This is a genomic window from Streptomyces sp. NPDC043427 (assembly GCF_056436655.1).
The window spans coordinates 189,244-208,662 of sequence record NZ_JBWKCC010000019.1 but is presented as its reverse complement, the minus strand read 5'-3'; the positions used below and the strand labels follow the sequence as shown (position 1 = coordinate 208,662).

Here is a 19,419-nt window from a genome sequence, read left to right as displayed (position 1 = left end):
CCCCCCCCCCCCCCCCCCCCCCCCCCCCCCCCCCCCCCCCCCCCCCCCCCCCCCCCCCCCCCCCCCCCCCCCCCCCCCCCCCCCCCCCCCCCACGACCGGACGGGCGAGAGCCCTGCCCGCACGACGCTCACGGGGCCGGCAGCAGCACCGAATTCGACAGCGTGATCGTGGGAAGCGTGTCACCCGACACGGAGGTGACCTGCGTCGACGACACCTGAGTCGACGATGCCGTTGTCGACGACGCAGGTGTCAACGTCGTCAGTGCCAACGACGTGGGTGTCAACATCGTCGGTGCCAACGAGGTCGGTGTCGATGTGCCGGACAGCGTCGGCAGCAGGGGCAGGCCGCCTCCGGTCAGGGCGTCGATGAGGTCCGCCAGCTCGGTCAGCAGGTCGTCTGCCGTCGGAAGAACCTCGTCGTCGTCACCGGAGGTGATCGCCTCCAGGAGGCTGTCGACGGCGTCCTCCAGGTCGTCCAGCGCCTCCTCCACGGTGTCCAGCGCTTCGTCCGCGGCGTCCAGCGCTTCGTCCGCGGCGTCCAGTTCGTTCTCCACGGTGTCGGGGTCGTCGCTCGCGGGAGCGACGGCGGGCGTGGCGGGCACCTCGGGCACCGCGGGAGCGGCGGGCACCGCGGGAGCGGGCAGCAGCACGCCGATCCCCGGGGCAGGTGCTGTCGGCGTGACCGAGGCCGCCGGAGCCTTGGCAGCCGCCTTGGCGAGGGCGGCCTTCGCGGCAGCTCCCAGTTTCCTGGCATCGGCGACGGGCAGTCGGCCGTGGTCCGCTCTGAGAACGGCCTGCAGCAGGTCGGCGACCGGGGTGAGTTCGCCCCCGTTGATTTTCCTGGCCTGCGCCAGAACCGCCTCCGCGCCCGAGAACCACACGTGGGGCGATGCCGCATGGCTGTGCTCACGGGCCGGGTCGGCCGCCATGGCGGCGGGGCCGGTGATCCCGACCAGAAGGGCGGCGCACAGTGCGCTGGACGCGACGCGCCACGCGGGCAGAGTGGGCATGGGGGGTCCTCTCGACGGGCGTTGGATCTTGAGCCCACCGTGCAAGCACCCATCACTTTCCGCAACCGATCATACGCTTTTAGTGATCTTGCGCTTCCCTCTGTTGCCACGTCCAGCCTGCCCAGACGTCACGTCAGGACTGCTGCGCCGCGACCCGCGTTCGAGGGAACAGAACCGGCCGACCTCCGTCACGGAACTCCGTGGAGGAAGGCGCTGGTTTCACGATTCCGACACACTTGTCGGATTTCATCGAATATAGCCGTCTTTATCCGGTCGATGGTTAGAGTGCGAACCGCGTAGCGCACTCCTCAGCGCGGACACCTCGCGCTCGTGCCGCTGCTGTCACCCCCCACCTGCTGCGAAAGGGCACCGCCGGTCATGCGCCATTCCCTGGGTCCGCCGCTTCGTCGTGCAACCGTGGGCGTCCTCGCCCTTGCCGCGATGTGGGCACCGGGCGGCTCCCCCGCTGCCGCGAGGGTCGCACCGCCCGCACCGGAGGCGGACAGCATCGCGTTCGCCCAGCGGTACCGGGCGCACCAGCACGGCGGCATCGTGCGGGCGGCCAACGTCTCCATCAGCTGCGTGCCGGGGTCGCCACCTTCGTGCCGGGACGTGCAGGGCGGCGGGCACGGGGTGAACGGCGACTTCGACATGTTCTACAGCGACGTCGACAACGACCCGAACACCTACAACTCCTCCCGCGCGGAGGTCCGCCTGCCCGCCGGTTCCCGGGTGACGTACGCGCGCCTGTACTGGGGCGGCAACCTGCGCGTGGGCGAACAGAAGCCCCCGGAGGACAACGGGCGGGTGCTGATCGCCGAACCCGGCGGGGAGTACAAGGAGCTCCTCGCGGACACGGTCGTCGGACACCGCGTGGCGGACGGCGCGGACGCCTTCCAGGCCTCGGCGGAGGTCACACGAATGGTGCGGGAGTCCGGGCCGGGCATGTACACCGTGGCGCAGGTCAACGTCGCCATGGGCAAGTCGGCGGCCGGGGCATGGGGCGGCTGGACGCTGGTGGTGGCGTACGAGAACGCGGCGGAGCCGCTGCGGCGCCTCTCGGTCTGGGACGGCTTCACACCGCTGCGGTCCGGCGGGCAGGAGATCCGGCTGCAGGATTTGGACCTTCCCGCCGGCGCGGGGGGCCGCGCGGGACTGGTGGCGTACAACGGCGACCGCGGCACCACCGGCGACTCGCTCACCCTGACGACGGCGTCCGCCTCCACCGTCCTCAGCAACTCCGCCAACCCCCGGGACGACGTCCTGAACTCCACCATCAGTGAGCCCGGAGCGGATGCGGCGCGGGTGCCCGCGTACGCCCACACCCTCGGCTACGACTCCGACGTGTTCGACCTCGACAAAGGCCTGCAACTGGCCGGTGACCAGGCGACCTTGCGGCTCCAGTCCCAGCAGGACGCAGCGTGGGCCGGTGTGCTCTTCGTCGCCGTCGACGATCAGCGGTGAGCCCGTTGCCGCCCGCCCCGAGCGCCTTCGTGAGCGAGAAAGCCGCGCATATGCGCCTGTCACCCACCGCCTCTCGGCCGCGGGTTCTGCACCTCACCCAACCGGTGGACGGCGGTGTCGCGCGCGTCGTGACAGACCTGGTCCGGGCACAGCTGGCGTCCGGCCTGGACGTCACCGTGGCCTGCCCCGACAGCGCGCTCTGTGCGGAACTGCGGGCGCTCGGCGCGAAGGTACGGCACTGGGCCGCGACGCGGTCGCCGGGGCCGTCGCTCGTGCGGGAAGTGCGCCACCTGGCACGGGTGATCGACGAGGTGCGCCCCGATCTGGTGCACGCGCACAGCGCGAAGGCCGGGCTCGCCGGGCGGCTCGCGGTGCGCGGGCGGATCCCGACGGTCTTCCAGCCGCACGCCTGGTCGTTCGAGGCGGTCGACGGACGTACCGCGGCCCTGGCGCTCAAGTGGGAGCGATGGGGGGCACGTTGGGCCACGCGAGTGGTGTGCGTGAGCGAGGCGGAGCGCGCGACCGGCGTGCGTGCGGGGATCACCGGCCGGTGGGCTGTCGTCCCCAACGGCATCGATCCCGAACGCTTCCGCCCTGTCGCCGCCGACACCGTGCGGGCCGGGCTCGCACCGCTCGCCGACATCGACCCGGCCGCCCCGCTCGCCGTGTGCGTGGGGCGGCTGTGCCGACAGAAGGGGCAGGACGTCCTGCTGCGGGCGTGGGACGACGTCGTGTGCAAGGCGCCCGACGCCCGCCTCGTCCTGGTCGGCGACGGGCCGGACCGCGAACGGCTGCGCCAGGAGGCCCCGGAGTCGGTGCTGTTCGCGGGAGCCGTCACCGACGCCGCCCCCTGGTACCAGGCCGCCGATCTCGTCGTCCTGCCGTCCCGCTGGGAAGGCATGGCGCTGGCCCCTCTGGAGGCGATGGCCTGCGGGCGGCCCGTGGTGGTCACGGACGTCGACGGCGCCCGCGAAAGCCTGCCGCCCTCCTTCGCCGCCCGGTGCCTGGTGCCGCCGGAGGACCCGGAGGTGCTGGCCGCGGCCGTCACCGAGCTGCTGCTCGACCCGCCGGAACGTGAATCGCTCGGCGACCGCGGCCGCCGGCACGTGCTGTCCACCCACGACGTGCGGCACACCGCCGAGCAGGTCGCGGACGTCTACCGCGAGTTGCTCGGCACCTGGCCCGCCACCGACAAGGCGCGGCCGTCTCGAGCGAACGAGTGCGCCACGGTCCGCGGCACTGAGCACCGTCAGCCGCTCGACACGGGCTGTGGCGCCGAGGCGAACCAGACAACACAGCGCGTCGAGCCCACCGAGGACAGGGAGTCGATCCACTCGTGACCGCCGAACGTACCGTGCCCTCCCCCGGCGTATCGCCACGGGAGCACGGGCACTCATCCGTTTCTGTCATGCCGCCGCGCGGCACTGCCGCGGGTTTCCGCGCCCCTGTCCCGCGGCGCCCGGCCCGGTCGGCCTCACCGGTCCCGCTGCTCGTCGCGGACGGAATCGCCGCCTTGTCGGGCACGCCGGCGCTCGCCGAGGCCGAGCACCAGCCGCTGCTCGTCACCCTGCTCATCATCGGATCGCTGCTGCTGCGTCCACGCGACGGCCGGCCGCCCGTGCCGGGACTGCTGGAGGAACTGCCCGCCGTGTGCGGCCGCATCGCGGTGGTCTGGCTGGCGCTCTCGGCGCTCCTGGCGGCATACCGGCCGGAGCACGCGCTGTCCGTCCGCACCGTGCTGACGGGCCTCGCCCTGCAGGCGGTGGTGGGCTGTGTGCTGCGCGGAGCCGTGCACTGGCGAACACGCGCCGCTCTGCTGCGCCGCCCGCACACCGCGCTCGTCGTCGGCCCGGCGGCGACCGCGCAGCGCGTGGCCGCCGCCGTGCTGCGCCACCCGCGGTGCGGCGTGCGGCCGGTGGGGGTCGTCGCCGAGCAGCCGGACGGCACCGAGGGCCTGCCGGTGCTGACGACCGGCGAGGAGGTCGAGCGTGCGGTCATCCAGAACGGGGTGCGGGCGGTACTGGCCGTTCACCCCTCCGTACGCGCCGAACAGGCGCCGCTGCTACGAGCGCTGGCCGAGTCGGGCTGTGTGGTCTGGGAGGTCGACGCCGTCTCCCCGTCGTACGCGACGAAGGAGCGGCTGGCCGGGTTCACCTGCCGGCGTCTGGACCTGTCCCCGGCGCGCCGCGGCAGCGCGGGCAAGCGCATGCTCGACGTATCCGTGTCGGGGACCCTGTTGCTGCTGGTCAGCCCGCTGCTGCTGGCATTCGCGGTGGCGCTTCGGATCAGCGACGGGCCGGGCGTGGTGTTCCGGCAGGAGCGCATCGGCAGGAACGGGAAGCCGTTCACGCTGCTGAAGTTCCGTACGCACCGCCCGGTCGACGCGCACGAGTCGGCGACCCGGTGGAGCGTGGCGAACGAGAACGAGATGCGCTGGTTCTGCCGTATGTTGCGGCGCACCTCGCTCGACGAGTTGCTCCAGCTGTGGAACGTGCTCCGGGGCGACATGAGCCTGGTCGGACCACGCCCCGAACGCCCTTACTTCGTCGGGCAGTTCAGCCAGACCTACCCCGGTTACGCGGCCCGGCACCGCATGCGGACCGGCATCACCGGCCTCGCCCAGATCCATGGGCTGCGCGGCGACACCTCGATCGAGGACCGCTGCCGGTTCGACAACGCCTACGTCGACGACTGGTCGCTGTGGCAGGACATCTGCATCCTGCTGCGCACGGCGGCCCTGCTGGTGCGTCCGACGGGGAGCTGAGAGACATGAGCCACGCCCTGACATCGCTCCCAGGCCGGGCCGCCGCGCTGACACCGGTCCTGCCCGTCGTGGCCGTGCCCGTCCTGCTGGCCCTGCCGTTGACGCGGGACGGCGCGGGGCCCGCCGACGCGGTCTCGGGGCTGGCGGTCGTGTACTGCGTGATCCGTCTCCTGCGCGAACGGCGCAGCCCGCTGACGCCCACCGCGGCCGTGGTGCTGTGCCTGCCGGTCGTGGGGCTCGCGCTCGCCGCCGTGGGGGCCACCTCGCCCCAGGCAGGGCTCGCCGGCCTGGGCCGCTATCTGCAGATCTTCGTGCTCGTCCCGGCGGCCGTGCTCCTGCTGATCCGCGACCGGGCCGACTTCCGCGTGGTGACCTGGTCGTTCGTGGGGCTCGCCCTGTGCCAGGGTGCCCTCGGCGTCCACCAGTACGTCACCCGGACCGGCGCCTCCTACCAGGGCGCGGACATCCGGGCGGTCGGCACGTTCGGGCCCCATGACGTGATGGGCATGGCGACGGTCGTCTCTCTCGGCCTGGTGTGCGCGGTCGGGATCGCGCTGGGCCCGGCGTCGGCACGACAGCGGGCGATCGCCGCCGGGTGCGCTCTGGCACTGCTGGCGCCGCTCGCACTTTCCTTCAGCCGGGGCGCCTGGATCGCGACCGTCCTGACCTGCGCCGTGCAGCTGGCACTGGTCGGGCTGCGGCGCGCGCTGAAGGTGGCCGCGGCCGTGGCCGCCGCGGGCGTCATCCTGGTGGGCGGGTTCGGCCTCGGCTCGGCGCTGCTGCAGCAGCGGATCGACAGCATCACGCAGGTCACCGACGCCCCCGACCAGTCCGTCGTCGACCGGTACACCCTGTGGGCGTCCGCCACCGGCATGTGGAGCCAACGCCCCCTGACCGGCGTCGGGTTGAAGGGCTTTCCCGAGTACCGGGACGGGCACGCCACCCTGGCGCTGTCGTCGGCCAGCGACATCGAGGGCGCGGGAGTGACGTACGAGAGGCAGCCGCTGTTGTCGCCGCACAACATGTACCTGCTGGTGCTGAGCGAGCAGGGCCTCGTCGGGCTGCTCGGGCTCGCCGGGAGCTGGTTGGCGCTGCTGGTGTGCGGGCTGCGGAGGCTGCTGCGCGTCCGCGCCAGAGGGCCGGGACTCGACTGCGCGCTCGTCGCCTGCGGGCTGCTGGTCTGGCTGCTGACCGACTTCGTGTACGGAGACATCGGCGGCCCCTCGACCGTGCTGACCGCGGTGGGCATGGGGCTCGTGACCTGGTGGGCGCTGGCCGGCCACGAGCGCGCCGACGTGCCTCGGGGTGGAGTGCGGGAGCGCGTCGAGGAGGCCCTGGCGCGATGACGGTGATGCCTTCGCAACCCCCCGGCTCCGAGACCGAGATCGCGACGACCGTACCCGCGGCGCGTGCCGCCACCAAGGCCGCGGAGGGTGCCGACCCGACCTCCCCGGCCTCCGGGAGGTTCCTCGCCAGGGCCGCGCTCGTCACGGCGTCGCTGTCCATCGCCGGCTCACTGCTCGGCCTGGTGCGCGACCAGGCGCTGGCACGGCTGTTCGGTGCCGGAAGCGACACGGACGCCTTCCTGGTCGCGTGGACCGTCCCGGAGTTCGCCGCCACGCTGCTCATCGAGGACGGTCTGGCCATCGCGCTGATCCCGGCGTTCAGCATGGCACTGGCCCGCCGGGCCCGCGGCGCCCCGGGCGACCCGGTCCGCGCCCTGGTCGCCGCCACCCTGCCCCGCCTGTGCCTCGCGCTCGCCGCGGTGGCCGCGCTGGTCGCAGGCAGCGCTCCCTACCTGGTCCGGGCCCTCGCGCCCGGCCTGCCCGACCCCCGCCTCGCCGCCGACTGCACCCGGCTCACGGCGACCTGTGTGCTGGCCTTCGGGCTCGCCGGGTACTGCAGCGCCGCCCTGCGGGCCCACCGCCGCTTCCTCGCGCCCGCGGCGATCTACGTCGCCTACAACACCGGCATCATCGCCGCGATGTTCCTGTTCGGCGACCGCTGGGGCGTGCGCTCCGCCGCGGTCGGGGTCGCGGCGGGCGGCTGTCTGATGGTGGCGGTGCAACTGCCCTCGCTGTGGCGGCAACTGGTGGCGCGCAGGCCGACCCCCTGCGGGGCCGGGGCCGATGTCGAGGAGCGGCCGATGCAACTCGCCCTGGTCGCCGCCGTACTCCTCTTCGCCCTCTGCCGCCAGTCACAGGTCCTCGTAGAACGCTTCCTCGCCTCCACCTTGCCCTCCGGGGCCATCTCGCACCTGAACTACGCGCAGAAGGTCGCCCAGATTCCGATGACGCTGTCTCTGATGGTGTGCACCGTCACCTTCCCCCTGGTGGCGCGGGCGCTCGCGGACGGCGACACGGAACGGGCCCGCAGCCGGGTCGAGCGGGATCTGGCGCTGGCCTCCTGTCTGGTGCTGCTGGGTATGTGCGCGGTGATCGCCTGTGGCCCGCAGATGATCGAACTGCTCTTCCAGCGGGGCGCGTTCACCCCGAGCGACACCGCGGCGACGGCGGACGTCATGCGCGTGTACGCCCTCGGGCTGCTGGGCCAGACCCTGGTGGGCGCCCTGGTCCGCTCGTACTTCTCGGCGGGCCGGCCCAGCTGGTACCCCCTCGGCGTGATGACCGCCGGCATCGCCGTGACGTCCTTGATCGGCACCGCGACCGTGCGCGTCTGGGGTGTGGCGGGGATCGCCGCCGCCAACGCCCTCGGCATCACCGTCACGGCCGGCCTGATGCTGGTCGGCCTGCGAACGGCGCGGCAGAAGAGCCCCAACGGCGTCTCGATCCGCATCCGGCAGGTACTGGCCGAGCTGGCCAGGTCCGTGTGCGCGGCGGTCGTCGCCACCGTCGCCGGTGCGTTCGTCGCCGGCCGGCCGGAATCACCGGTGGCGGGTCTCGCGGCCGGCTGCCTGACCGTGACCGTCGTCTTCGTCCCGCTCACCTGGGCCCTGGGCGCCCAGGGCTTCGCATCCGCACTGCGCTCCGCGAGCGCCGTCACACGAAGGCTCACACATGGTCGCTTCCGTTGATTCCGTCGACACCGGCAGACTCCGCGCCCCGCGCGCGGCCCCGATCCCGTGGGTGGCGATGTACCACTCGGTGGGCGACTGCTCGGACGACCCGTACCGCATCACGGTCACGCCCGAGCGGCTCGACCGGCAGCTTGCATGGCTGCGCCGACGCGGGCTGCGGGGCGTGTCCGTGGCCGAACTGCTCGCGGCCCGCGCCCGCGGTGTGGGGCGGGGCCTGGTCGGGCTCACCTTCGACGACGGGTACGCCGACTTCGTCACCGACGCCCTGCCGGTGCTGCACCGTTGGGACTGCAGCGCCACCCTCTTCGTGCTGCCCGGACGGCTCGGCGGCGACAACTCCTGGGACCCCCTCGGCCCGCGCAAGCCGCTGCTGACCGCGGACGGCATCCGGCAAGCGGCCGCCGAGGGCGTGGAGATCGGCTCGCACGGGCTGACGCACGTCGACCTCACCCGGGTGGACAACCTCACTCTCCGGGCCGAGGTCGGCGAGAGCCGCGCGTTGCTCACGCAGCTGACCGGCGCCTGGGTCGACGGCTTCTGCTACCCGTACGGCACGGTCGACGCCCGCGCCGTCGAGGCCGTACGGGAAGTGGGATACACCTACGCCTGTGCCATCGACCCCGGCCCGCTGACCGGTCCGCACGCCCTGCCGCGCGTGCACGTCGGTCAGAACGACAAGGCCTGGCGCCTGCACCTCAAGCACCGTCTGCACCGGCTGCGCCGGCGCCAGGTGGAGGGCCTGTGACATGAAGGCTCTGCACATCATCACCGGCCTCGGCGTCGGCGGGGCCGAGCAGCAGCTGCGCCTGCTGCTGCGTCACCTGCCCGTCGACTGCGACGTCGTGACGCTCACCAACCCCGGCGCGGTCGCCGAGGGCCTCGCCGCGGACGGCGTCCGCGTCGTGCATCTCGGCATGGGCGGCAACCGCGATCTGGCCGCGCTCCCGCGCCTGGTCCGGCTGATCCGCGCCGGGGGCTACGACCTGGTGCACACGCACTTGTACCGGGCCTGCGTCTATGGCCGGATCGCCGCACGCATCGCCGGGGTCCGCGCGGTCGTCGCCACCGAACACTCCCTGGGCGACTCCCAGATGGAGGGCCGCAGGCTGACGGCGGGGGTGCGCGCCCTGTACCTCGCCAGTGAGCGGCTCGGCTCCGCGACGGTAGCCGTCTCCCCGACGGTGGCCGACCGCCTGAAGCGCTGGGGCGTGCCCGCGCCCCGCATCGAGGTCGTCCCGAACGGCATCGACCTGGACCGCTTCCGCTTCGACCAGGAGCGGCGCGAACGCACCCGCCGGCGCCTCGGCCTGCCGGAGGGCGCGTGGGTCGTCGGGGGCGTCGGACGGCTCACCCGGGGCAAGCGGTTCGACGTCCTCGTCCACGCGCTCACCCGGCTGCCGGACGATCACTGGCTGCTGCTGGTGGGCGGCGGCCCCGAGGAGCACGTCCTGCGCCGCACGGCGCACGAGGCCGGTGTGGCCGACCGCGTCCTGTTCACCGGCGAACGTCCCTACGTTCCCGACGGCTCGCACGGCCCCGACCTGCCCTCGCTCACCTCCGCGATGGACCTGCTCGCGTCTCCGTCCCTGGACGAGGCCTTCGGTCTGGCCGTCGTGGAGGGGCTGGCGGCCGGCCTGCCCGTGCTCTACGCCTCCTGCCCGGCGCTCGAGGACCTGCCGCCGTCGGCCACCACCGACGCCCGGCGGGTGCGCGGCGGCCCCCAGGCGTACGCCGACGCGATCGTCGAGGTCCGCGCGGTCGGCCTTCGGCCGCGCACGGCGCCGGAGGTCGCGCACCCCTACAGCATCACCCGCAGCGCAGCCCGCCTCATGGACGTGTATGCGGCAGCGGTCTCCAGTTCCTCGTCGTCCCGCTCACCTCTGGGAGCCAGCCCGTCATGACCGACACTCCGACCCGTCAGCGCCGCCTGTCCCTGGCCCGTGTCAGGAGGCTGCCGTCCTGGTCCGTCCTCGCGACCGGCACCCTCGTCGGAGGTCTGCTCGGCGGCGCTTACGGCATGGTCAAACCCCCGACGTACACGGCCACCAGCTACGTCATCGCCGTACCGACCGCGAAGTCCACCCCGGACTCCGCCCTCGGCTTCGCGCAGGCGTACGGCCGGGTCGCCACGCAGCTCGCGGTGCTCGGGGACGCGCAGGTGTGGGCGGGCGTACCGGTGCGCACGCTGCAGCACAGCGTGCGCACGGCGACCTCGCCGGACGCGCCGATGGTCGCCATCTCGGCCACCTCCTCGCACTCCGACCTCGCCGTCGACATGGCCGACGCGGTCTCCCGCGCGTTGACCCGGCACGCGGACCACAGCAAGAGCAGCACCCAGGTCCGACTCGTGCCGTTCTCGCGGGCGGTGAAGCCGACCGAGCCGACGTCCGCGTCGCCGGCGGTGACCGCTCTGGTGGGCGCGAGCGCGGGCGGACTGCTGTGCGGCCTGGCCCTGCTGGCGCGGCCGAGGAGGACCGGCCAGGACGACGACCCCGCGCCCGCCGCCTCGGTGCCCGGCCCGGCCGCCGCCGCCGATGCCCGCGGACAGCGGTGACGACGGTGGACCCGGCCGACCCCTCGACCGCACTCCTCGCCGACGGGCGCGTCGGCGGGGCCCTACCACCAGTCGGGGAGGCAGATCTTCCCGCCGACCCAGTACTCCACCCAGCTGCCCAGGTCCAGCTCCGTGCAGTCCTCCGGGGACGTCGGTGCGGTGGGTGCGGTGGGCGTGGCCGGCTCCGGTGTGGGCGTGGGAGCCGGGGTCGCGGTCGCCTCGTCCGAGCGGCCGGAGAGGGACGACCGGTAGACGTGGGACGACTTCGGGTTGGCCTCGCACTGCCACACGCCGTGCGGGCAGTAGTCGGTCAGCGTGTTGTAGAGCGGCCTGTGCTCGTCCATCCACGCGAGCATGCCCCGCATGTACTCGACATTGTCACCGTTGCGGAAGAGCCCCCATTCGGGATACGAGACGGGCTTGCCGTGGGCCTTCGCGAAATCCACATGTCTCCGCAGCCCGTAGGGCTCTCGTACCTGCTCGTCGAACGACATCCCGGTCGGCTGGTCGTAGGAATCCATCCCGATGACGTCGACCGTGTCGTCCCCCGGATAGCACTCCGTCCAGGGAACGGCGTCCAGGCCGCGGGCCGGCGTGAAATCGAACTTGAATTTCTGGCCCGGCACCGAGCGCATGGTGGTGACGATCCTGTTCCAGTACGTCTTCCAGGCCTGAGGGTCCGGCCCGCAGCGATGGGTGTACGTGGTGCCGTTCATCTCCCAGCCGAGCACGAGGGCCGCGTCCGGCACGTCCAGCCGAACCAGCCGCTCGGCGAGGGCGCGGAAGTGGTGGTCGAACTCCCCGGCCGCGCCTCGCCGCAACAGCTCCCGGACCTCGTCGTCGGAGGCGCCATCCTCGTTCCGCTCCTGCATGGGGACGTTGAGGACGAGCATCCGGTCGGCCTTCTGGTTGCGCCAGTGCGCCCACGCGTCGAGGAAGCCGACGGCACCCTCGATGTCACTCCAGCGGTTGCCGGGCAGATAGGTGTGGCCGACGCGGAGTTCGGCACCGCCCAGCCAGCGGCTGAACTGTGCCATGCGGGCCACGCCGCGGGCGTCGGACTGGAGGAAGGCACCGAAGGCCGGTGGCGGTACCGGCGCCGGGAGGAGCGACGGGGTCGGTGCCGGAGGGCGGGAATCGTCGGCGCGCACCACCCGCACCCCCGCCAGGGGGCCGGACACCATGGCTGCCGACACGGCGACCGCCACCGCGCCCGCGGCCAGCCAGCGGACCCGGACCCGCTTGTGCTGTGGGGCCATGTCTGCATTCTTCGCTGTCATCGGCCTTATGCCTCGGTTTCTATTGACGAGTAGTCATATGAAGTCAGGCACAGAAAAGGCAATGGCGCCATTGCCGTTGGGGCTTTCGAGTACTGCGCTCACCCGCACGGGTGAGCCGATCCGAAAGAAAGAGAGAATTCGTGTCGCTTCTCGACACCCGCGTCCCCGCCGTATTGCTGCGGATCGACCGGAATCCCTTTCACCACGGAACGCTGGGGGCCGTGCGTTCGCTCGGAAGGGCGGGAGTGGAGGTGCATGTCGTCGCCGATTCGGCGAGAAGTCCCGTCCACGCGTCGCGTTACGTACGGCGAATGCATCCCCCGCCACTTCCGGGAGCGTCCCCGGACGACATCCTCGTCGTGCTGCGCCGCGTGGCCGACCGGATCGCGCGTCCCACCGTCCTGATCCCGATGGACGACGCGAGCGCGATCGCCGTGGGACGGATGCGGGACGAACTCGCGCCCTCCTACCTGCTGCCGACGATGCCGGGCACGCTGCCCGAACGCGTCGCCGACAAGGCGGAGCTGGCCGCCATGTGCGCGTCCGCGGACATCCCGCACCCGGTGACGCTGGTCCCGGACAGTCCGGAGCGGGCCGCCGACGACGCGCGGCGGCTCGGGCTCCCCCTGGTGGCGAAGTGGAGCCGTCCCTGGCTGCTGCCTGCCGGCAGCGGGCTGCGCAGCACGGTGCTGGTCCGCTCCGAGCAGGAGGCCCGGGAGCTGTACCTGCGCACCGAGGAGGCGGGCAGCCGGCTGCTGCTGCAGGCGTACCTGCCGCCGGGAGAAGACCGGGACTGGTTCTTCCACGGCTACGCCGACCGCTCGGGTGCCGTGCGCGCGGGCGGGCCAGGGCGCAAGCAGCTGGCCTGGCCGCGTGGAGCGGGGCTGACCGCGGTGGGCTGCTGGACGCCCAACCCGCAGGTACAGGCGCTGGCCGAACGGCTCACCGGCGAGCTGGGCTACCGCGGCATCTTCGACCTCGACTTCCGCCGCTGCGGCGCGACGGGCCGCTATCACCTGCTCGACTTCAACCCGCGCCCCGGCGCCCAGTTCCGGCTCTTCGCGGACAGCGCGGGGCTGGACGTCGTACGCGCCCTGCACCTGGACCTGACGGGCCGTCCGCTGCCGGACGGGGCGCCGATGGCCGGGCGGAAGTTCGTGGTGGAGAACTACGCGCCGCTCGCCGCACTGCGTTCGGCGCCGGCCGGGCGCGAACTGGCCTGGTACGCCCGGGACGACCGCGTTCCCGGATGGGCGATGTGGGCCCAGTGGTGCCGTCATGTGTCCCGGCGGGTGCGTGAACGGCTGGGCTCGCCGGCTGTGGCGCCGCCGTCACGGCCGGCCCCCCGGGCGGCCTCCCCCTCCTCTGTCGACAACGAGAAAGCGAGCAGTTGATGATGTACGACCTTCTGGTGGTGGGCGCAGGTCCGTACGGCCTGTCCATCGCCTCCCACGCCGCGGCCGCCGGGCTGAACCTGCGCGTGTTCGGCCGGCCCATGGCGTCCTGGCGGGACAACATGCCCCGTGGCATGTTCCTGAAGTCGGAGCCGTGGGCGTCCAACCTCTCCGACCCGGACGGGCGTTGGCACCTGGGCGCCTACTGCGCGGAGCAGGGCCTGACGGCACGTCACGCGAAGCCGATTCCGGTCGAGGCGTTCGCGTCGTACGGCCTGTGGTTCGCGCGCCACGCGGTGCCGGGGGTGGACGAGCGCACGGTGACCCGGGTGGCGTCCGGCCCTGACGGGTTCACTGTGGTCACCGAGGACGGGGAGGTGCTGCACGCGCGGTCGGTGGCGCTGGCGGTCGGTGTGATGCCGTTCGTGGAGGTACCGTCGGCGCTGCGCGGACTGCACCCCTCGCTGGTGACGCACAGCAGCCACCACAGCGACCTCGACCAGTTCCGCGGCAAGGACGTCACGGTCATCGGTGGCGGCCAGGCGGCCCTGGAGACCGCGGCGCTGCTCGCCGAACAGGGCACGCGCGTACGGGTGCTGGCGCGAGCGGACCGGCTGGTGTGGAACGATGTGCCGCCGCCGTGGGAGCGTCCCTGGTGGCAGTCGGTTCGCTCCCCGCACAGCGGCCTCGGCCCCGGGTGGAAGAACTGGTTCTACTCCGAGCGCCCCAACCTCTTCAGGCGTCTGCCGGAGCCGACCCGGGCACGCATCGCGACCACGGCGCTGGGGCCGGCGGGCGCGTGGTGGGTGCGGGACCGGGTGGAGAGTGTGGTGGAGGTGCTGCCTGGTCACGAGGTCGCCGCGGCCAGTGCGGTACCGGGCGGCGTACGGCTGGACACGGTGAGCCGCGAGGGCGCCCTGCGCACCCTGGAGACCGAACACGTCATCGCCGCCACGGGATTCCGGCCGCGCTGCGACCGGATCGGACTGCTCTCCGCCGAGCTGCGCGGGTCGCTGGCGGCCCTGCCCGACGGCTCCCCCGCGGTCGGGCGGGACTTCGAGTCCTCCCACCCCGGGCTGTTCCTCGCGGGTCTGGTGACCGCCGGCGGCTTCGGCCCGGCCATGCGCTTCGTCCACGGCGCGACCTTCACGGCGGCGACACTCGTCCGAGGCGTACGGCGTCGGCTCAGGACGACCCCGATGGGCACAACGGTCCCCGTACCGGGAGCCGGTCGCCGGAACGAGTCGCCGGCGCCGGTACGCCCCTGACGGGGAACCGCGAGGCCGACCAGGGCCGCTGACGGCGCGGAAGTCGTCAGCGGCCCGCCCATGTGCGGCCGACCGGTGGCGGACGTCTGCGCCTGCCCGGGCCGGGCCGGGCAGGCGGTGATGACGACGGGACGCGCCGCCCGCCCGGGCGGGCCGGACTGGTCGCGTCCGGCACGGAGGAGCAGGTGGGGTCAGGAGTTGGCGCGGCCGCGGCGGTACATCATCGCCCCACCCGCGATCAGTGCGGCGCTGGCGGCCGAAGCGGCCACCAGGGTCCCGGTGCCGGTCTCGGCCAGCTGGGGCGGCTCGACAGGCTGCTCGACGCTGGTCGTGGGCGGCGTCTCGCTGTGCCGTGTGGGCGGATGCGCGGGACGGTGCGTCTCACTGATGCGAGTGGGAGGCGGGGTGGGCTTGCTGGTGGGCGGAGGCGTCTGACTCGGACGGGGCGACGGGGGCGTGTCCTCCTCGACGCCGTAGTCACCGTAGCCGTAGGTGGTGTTCTCGCAGGAGTTGCCGATCGCGGCGTCGAACGCCGCGATCACGGCGACGCTGTTGCCGCACACGTTCACCGGCACCTCGATCGGCACCTGCACGGTGTTCCCGGCCAGCACACCGGGAGAGTCCTTGGCGACTGCCGTCGCGTCCGTGTCGGCGAGGGCGGGGCTGCCGTACAGGGACAGAATGCCCGTGGCTGCGGCCGCCGCGAACACGCCCCTGCTCAGGGTCTGTCGCAATGTGCTTGCCTTCCTGCTTGAAGAATGGGGAAAACCGGCCCTGTCGACACAGATCGACGTCCAGGGCCGGCCGTGCCCAGGGCCAGGAGGGCGCCCGTGACGAAAGCAAGGCTCTTCTTCACGCGTCACCGCGGACGGCCCGGGCAGAGGAGTTTGGGGTCCGTTGTCGCTAGTCCACAGCAAGCACCGTGGGAGCGGCCGTCACCGGCGTACTGACGAGATGAGCGGTGGCCGCCACTGCGGCTCTGGCCTTCTTGTCCACGGCACGTTCCTTTCCCATGGCATCGCTGCCGTCCTGACTTCAGCAACCCGACGCATGAGAATTGGTTTCGCAGCTTCACCCGGTTGGACCGCGCCGCATCACAAGAGACCCGACTACGACACCACGTCCTTACGGGCGAAACCCCGGAAGGCCAGAGCGAAAAGCACCAGAGCGTACGTTATGGAAATCGCGGTGCCCTGGATCATGCCCGACCACTCGGGAGTGGGCTGGACGGCGTCGGCCCAGGCGAACTGCCAGTGGGCGGGCAGGAAGTCGCGCCAGTGGTCGAGGGCCGTCACGGCGTCCAGGACGTTGCCGACGATGGTGAGGCCCACCGCGCCGCCGACCGCGCCGAGCGGTGCGTCGGTCTTCGTCGACAGCCAGAACGCGAGGCCCGCGGTGACCAGTTGGGAGACGAAGATGTACGCCACGACGACCACGAGGCGCTGGGCGGCCGTCCCGGTGTCCAGCGCGCCGCCGGTGGGGATCTTGAGCGGCCCCCAGCCGTAGGCGGCCGTGCCGACGGCGAGCGCCATGAGGGGCAGCAGGAGCATCGCGGCGAGGCTCAGGCCGAGGCCGACGACGAGCTTGGACCACAGCAGGCGGGCGCGCGGCACGGGCGCGGCCAGCAGATAGCGCAGGGAGGACCAGCCGGCCTCCGAGGCGACGGTGTCGCCGCAGAACAGGGCGACTGGGATGACGAGCAGGAAGCCCGCCGAGACGAACAGGTTGACCGCGGCGAAGTTGGCGCCGGACGCGGTCGCGGTGTCCATGAGGGTGATCCGGCCGCCCTCGCCGCCCGGTTCGCCGCCGATGGCGAAGGCGACGACCAGGACGAACGGCAGGGCGGCGAGGATCGCGCCCATGACCAGGGTGCGGCGCCGCTTCAGCTGGCGCAGCAGCTCGACCCGCAGGGGCAAGGTGTGGGCCGCGCGGTAGCCGGAGGCCACGTCGGCGACGGTGGGCGTGCTCATGCGGAACCTCCGATCAGGGTGAGGAAGGCGTCTTCCAGGCGGCGGTGGGGGCCCACCGACTCGACGGGCACCTCGAGCCGGACGAGTTCGGCGACCAGGCGCTGGGCGCTGCCGTTAGCGTCGAGCCGGACCAGGAGTCCGTCGTCGGTGCGGACGGCCGAGGCGACGCCGGGCAGCGCGGCGACCTTCTCGGTGAGGGGCTCCTCCACGGGTGTGGCGGTGCCGACGAGCAGGGTGTCGCCGGAGCCGACGATCTCGCCGACCGGGCCGGCCTGCACGAGGCGGCCGCGGTCCATCACCACGAGGTGGGTGCAGGACTGTTCGACCTCCGCCAGCAGGTGGCTGGAGACGATCACCGTGCGGCCGCCGGCCGCGTACCGGATCATCACCTCGCGCATCTCGCGGATCTGGGGCGGGTCCAGGCCGTTGGTCGGCTCGTCGAGGATGAGCAGGTCCGGCAGGCCCAGCATGGCCTGGGCTATGGCCAGCCGCTGGCGCATGCCCTGTGAGTACGTGCGCACCGCGCGGGCGAGCGCGTCGCCGAGGCCCGCGATCTGAAGGGCCTCGTCGAGGTGGGCGTCCTGCGGTGGGCGGCCGGTGGCCTGCCAGTACAGCTCCAGGTTCTCCCGCCCGGACAGGTGCGGCAGGAAGCCCGCGCCCTCGACGAAGGCACCCACCCTGGACAGCACGGGCGCGCCGGGCCGGATGGCGTGGCCGAAGACCCGGATCTCGCCGCCGTCGGGCCCGATCAGGCCCATCAGCATGCGCAGGGTCGTCGTCTTGCCCGCGCCGTTGGGGCCGAGCAGTCCGAGGACCTGGCCCTTCTCCACGCGGAAGGACAGGTCCCGCACCGCGTACCGGTCCGCCGAGCGGGCGTACCGCTTGCTCAGGTCCGTTATCTGCAAGGGGACTTCGGCGAGCGCGGGGTCGGGGACGGGGGTGGCCGTGCGGCGGCGGCCGGTCAGCAGCAGGGCGAGGGCGGCGACGGCGCCCGCTAGGGGCAGCCACCACACCCACGCCGGGAGCGCGGCGGCCGCGGTGCTCACGCCGGGAGCGGTCGGGACCTTCAGGTCGCCCTTCAGAGAGACGGTGTATGTCGCCGGGGCGGCCGGGGAGGCGTAGCCGAGGTCGGTGGAGGCGAGGACCAGGCGGAGGCGGTGGCCCTTGTCGACCTCGTGGTCGATCGCCGGCAGTGTGATCGTCACGTCCTTGCCGGCCTTGGCGCCCTCGACGCGGATCGGTGTGACCAGTTGGGAGGGCAGCACCCGCTGGGTGCCGTCGGGGCCGACGTCGTACACCTTGCCGAAGAGGACGGCGTCGTCGCTCGTCGACTTCACGTGGAGGGTGGCGGTCGGGGAGCCGGTGATGCGGAGGTCGTCGGTGACGGGCGCCGACTGGAAGGCCGCGAACTGGCCCGGAAAGTCGAGGGAGATACCGACGCCGAGGGACGACAGCTGGGACAGACCGCCGGCGCCGCCGAGGCCGGGCAGGGCGGAGACTGCGGGCGGGCTGGCGCCGGCCGGGTTGTCGAAGCGCTGCTCGCGGCCGGTGAGCGCGAGGGACCGCTCGCCGCTCTGAAGGCCGGGGTAGGTGTCGCCGCTCGCGCCCCGTGTCTGGGCCTGGCCGTCGGTGGAGTCGACGCCTCCGGTGCGGGTGATCCGGAACGCCGGGCCGGTGTCGGCGCCCTTGTCGTCCTTGAGGTAGCGGTCGAACCACGCCGTCGTGCGGGCCTGGACGCGGTCGGCCTCCATGTCGCCGCCGTCGTGCCCGCCCGCGATCCAGTCGACGTCGACGGGGGCGCCGCCCGCGCGGATCGCCTTCGCGGCCGCGTCGGCCTGGCCGAGCGGGAAGAGGGAGTCGGACTGGCCCTGCATCAGCAGCGTGGGCACCTTGATGCGGTCGCCCACGGCGGACGGCGAGCGCCCCTCCAGCAGCTTGCGCGCGGCGGCGTCCGGGGTGCCGGACTCGGCGACCCGGTCGTACATCGCGCACAGCGCGGGCTCGAACTTCTCGCAGCCGCCGCCGTTGTTGAAGAAGATCCCGGCCCACAGCTTCTTGAACACGCCGTTCGGGAACAGGGCGTCGGCGAGGTTCCAGTACGTGATGGACGGGGCGATGGCGTCCACCCGGTCGTCGTACCCGGCGGCCAGCAGGGAGATCGCGCCGCCGTAGGAGCCGCCCGCCAGGCCCAGGCGCGGGTCGCCCGCCTTGTCGAGGCGGACCTGGGGCTGCTCGGCCAGCCAGTCGATGAGCTTCGAGACGTCGGCGACCTCGGCCTTCGGGTCGTTGATCCCGATCTTCCCGGTCGACCTGCCGAAGCCGCGCGCCGACCACGTCAGGACCGCGTACCCGTCCCGGGCGAGGTCCTCGGCCTGCTTCCGGACGTCGTCCTTGTTGCCGCCGAAGCCGTGCCCGAGCATGACGGCGGGGCGGCGGCCGTCGGAGCCGGAGGTGAAGTACGAGGTGTCGATGCGCACCCCGTTCACCGCCATGACCCGGTCGCTGCGGTGCACCGGCGGCGCCCCGTCGGAGGCGACGGCCGTCCAGGTACCGGCACCGGCGAGGACGACGACGGCCGCCGCGGCGGCCAGTAGCCGCCGCGGCTTCCGCAGCCCTCGCAGGGCGGGCAGTCGAAGATCCATGCGTCAACGGTACGGGCCGCCACCGACAACGGATGC

Annotated in this window: 15 protein-coding genes; 10 read left to right on the top strand and 5 right to left on the bottom strand. The window is 72.9% G+C overall.

Annotated features, from left to right (window positions below; genetic code table 11):
- Positions 1–128 precede the first annotated feature (128 nt).
- Positions 129–1,010: a hypothetical protein gene (locus AC067M_RS28015; protein WP_478699797.1), complete on the bottom strand. Its 882-nt coding sequence runs from the start codon at positions 1,008–1,010 to the stop codon at positions 129–131.
- A 378-nt stretch (positions 1,011–1,388) separates the two neighbouring features.
- On the opposite strand from AC067M_RS28015, the gene AC067M_RS28010 reads away from it, so the two are divergent.
- From AC067M_RS28010 to AC067M_RS27975, 8 genes are read left to right on the top strand one after another with little or no spacing between them, the layout of a single operon-like run.
- Positions 1,389–2,474: a DUF3344 domain-containing protein gene (locus tag AC067M_RS28010; RefSeq protein ID WP_478699796.1), complete on the top strand. Its 1,086-nt coding sequence runs from the start codon at positions 1,389–1,391 to the stop codon at positions 2,472–2,474.
- A gap of 50 nt (positions 2,475–2,524) precedes the next feature.
- Positions 2,525–3,814, top strand: a complete 1,290-nt coding sequence (locus AC067M_RS28005) for a glycosyltransferase family 4 protein (protein ID WP_478699795.1) — start codon at positions 2,525–2,527, stop codon at positions 3,812–3,814.
- Positions 3,811–5,238: an exopolysaccharide biosynthesis polyprenyl glycosylphosphotransferase gene (locus AC067M_RS28000; protein WP_478699794.1), complete on the top strand. Its 1,428-nt coding sequence runs from the start codon at positions 3,811–3,813 to the stop codon at positions 5,236–5,238. Before AC067M_RS28005 ends, AC067M_RS28000 begins: the two co-directional genes overlap by 4 nt.
- A 5-nt stretch (positions 5,239–5,243) precedes the next feature.
- Positions 5,244–6,584 (top strand): O-antigen ligase family protein, encoded by a 1,341-nt coding sequence (locus AC067M_RS27995; RefSeq protein ID WP_478699793.1) that lies wholly within the window; start codon positions 5,244–5,246, stop codon positions 6,582–6,584.
- The gene (murJ, locus tag AC067M_RS27990) at positions 6,581–8,272 is read left to right on the top strand and encodes a murein biosynthesis integral membrane protein MurJ (RefSeq protein WP_478699792.1); all 1,692 of its coding nucleotides are present in this window, start codon (positions 6,581–6,583) and stop codon (positions 8,270–8,272) included. The genes AC067M_RS27995 and murJ overlap by 4 nt, the downstream gene beginning before the upstream one ends.
- Positions 8,256–9,020: a polysaccharide deacetylase family protein gene (locus tag AC067M_RS27985; protein ID WP_478699791.1), complete on the top strand. Its 765-nt coding sequence runs from the start codon at positions 8,256–8,258 to the stop codon at positions 9,018–9,020. The genes murJ and AC067M_RS27985 overlap by 17 nt, the downstream gene beginning before the upstream one ends.
- A 1-nt stretch (position 9,021) precedes the next feature.
- Complete coding sequence (locus tag AC067M_RS27980) at positions 9,022–10,176, top strand: glycosyltransferase (RefSeq protein WP_478699790.1); 1,155 nt, start codon at positions 9,022–9,024, stop codon at positions 10,174–10,176.
- Positions 10,173–10,829, top strand: a complete 657-nt coding sequence (locus AC067M_RS27975; RefSeq protein WP_478699789.1) for a YveK family protein — start codon at positions 10,173–10,175, stop codon at positions 10,827–10,829. Before AC067M_RS27980 ends, AC067M_RS27975 begins: the two co-directional genes overlap by 4 nt.
- Positions 10,830–10,891: 62 nt before the next feature.
- Here AC067M_RS27975 and AC067M_RS27970 read toward each other — a convergent pair whose 3' ends face one another.
- Positions 10,892–12,088 carry a glycoside hydrolase family 26 protein gene (locus AC067M_RS27970; RefSeq protein ID WP_478699788.1) on the bottom strand — a complete coding sequence of 399 codons (1,197 nt, stop codon included), beginning with the start codon at positions 12,086–12,088 and terminating at the stop codon, positions 10,892–10,894.
- Positions 12,089–12,249: 161 nt separating this feature from the next.
- Here AC067M_RS27970 and AC067M_RS27965 point away from each other — a divergent pair, with 161 nt between their 5' ends.
- Positions 12,250–13,503, top strand: coding sequence for a carboxylate--amine ligase (locus AC067M_RS27965; protein WP_478699787.1), 1,254 nt, complete (start codon positions 12,250–12,252; stop codon positions 13,501–13,503).
- A gap of 2 nt (positions 13,504–13,505) precedes the next feature.
- Positions 13,506–14,771, top strand: a complete 1,266-nt coding sequence (locus AC067M_RS27960; protein ID WP_478699807.1) for an NAD(P)-binding domain-containing protein — start codon at positions 13,506–13,508, stop codon at positions 14,769–14,771.
- A gap of 191 nt (positions 14,772–14,962) precedes the next feature.
- Here AC067M_RS27960 and AC067M_RS27955 read toward each other — a convergent pair whose 3' ends face one another.
- The 3 genes from AC067M_RS27955 to AC067M_RS27945 all read right to left on the bottom strand — a co-directional run bounded on the left by AC067M_RS27955 (position 14,963) and on the right by AC067M_RS27945 (position 19,383).
- Complete coding sequence (locus AC067M_RS27955) at positions 14,963–15,505, bottom strand: chaplin (RefSeq protein WP_478699786.1); 543 nt, start codon at positions 15,503–15,505, stop codon at positions 14,963–14,965.
- A gap of 375 nt (positions 15,506–15,880) precedes the next feature.
- Positions 15,881–16,741, bottom strand: a complete 861-nt coding sequence (locus AC067M_RS27950) for an ABC transporter permease (protein ID WP_478699785.1) — start codon at positions 16,739–16,741, stop codon at positions 15,881–15,883.
- The gene (locus AC067M_RS27945) at positions 16,738–19,383 is read right to left on the bottom strand and encodes an alpha/beta fold hydrolase (RefSeq protein WP_478699784.1); all 2,646 of its coding nucleotides are present in this window, start codon (positions 19,381–19,383) and stop codon (positions 16,738–16,740) included. Before AC067M_RS27945 ends, AC067M_RS27950 begins: the two co-directional genes overlap by 4 nt.
- Positions 19,384–19,419 lie beyond the last annotated feature (36 nt).

Coding starts and splice junctions, on each gene's coding strand:
- AC067M_RS27975 (WP_478699789.1), top strand. CDS start 10,173: ATGACCGACACTCCGACCCGTCAGCGCCGCCTGTCCCTGGCCCGTGTC.
- AC067M_RS27995 (WP_478699793.1), top strand. CDS start 5,244: ATGAGCCACGCCCTGACATCGCTCCCAGGCCGGGCCGCCGCGCTGACA.
- AC067M_RS27980 (WP_478699790.1), top strand. CDS start 9,022: ATGAAGGCTCTGCACATCATCACCGGCCTCGGCGTCGGCGGGGCCGAG.
- AC067M_RS27985 (WP_478699791.1), top strand. CDS start 8,256: ATGGTCGCTTCCGTTGATTCCGTCGACACCGGCAGACTCCGCGCCCCG.
- AC067M_RS27950 (WP_478699785.1), bottom strand. CDS start 16,741: ATGAGCACGCCCACCGTCGCCGACGTGGCCTCCGGCTACCGCGCGGCC.
- AC067M_RS27970 (WP_478699788.1), bottom strand. CDS start 12,088: ATGGCCCCACAGCACAAGCGGGTCCGGGTCCGCTGGCTGGCCGCGGGC.
- murJ (WP_478699792.1), top strand. CDS start 6,581: ATGACGGTGATGCCTTCGCAACCCCCCGGCTCCGAGACCGAGATCGCG.
- AC067M_RS28005 (WP_478699795.1), top strand. CDS start 2,525: ATGCGCCTGTCACCCACCGCCTCTCGGCCGCGGGTTCTGCACCTCACC.
- AC067M_RS27945 (WP_478699784.1), bottom strand. CDS start 19,383: ATGGATCTTCGACTGCCCGCCCTGCGAGGGCTGCGGAAGCCGCGGCGG.
- AC067M_RS27960 (WP_478699807.1), top strand. CDS start 13,506: ATGTACGACCTTCTGGTGGTGGGCGCAGGTCCGTACGGCCTGTCCATC.
- AC067M_RS28010 (WP_478699796.1), top strand. CDS start 1,389: ATGCGCCATTCCCTGGGTCCGCCGCTTCGTCGTGCAACCGTGGGCGTC.
- AC067M_RS28015 (WP_478699797.1), bottom strand. CDS start 1,010: ATGCCCACTCTGCCCGCGTGGCGCGTCGCGTCCAGCGCACTGTGCGCC.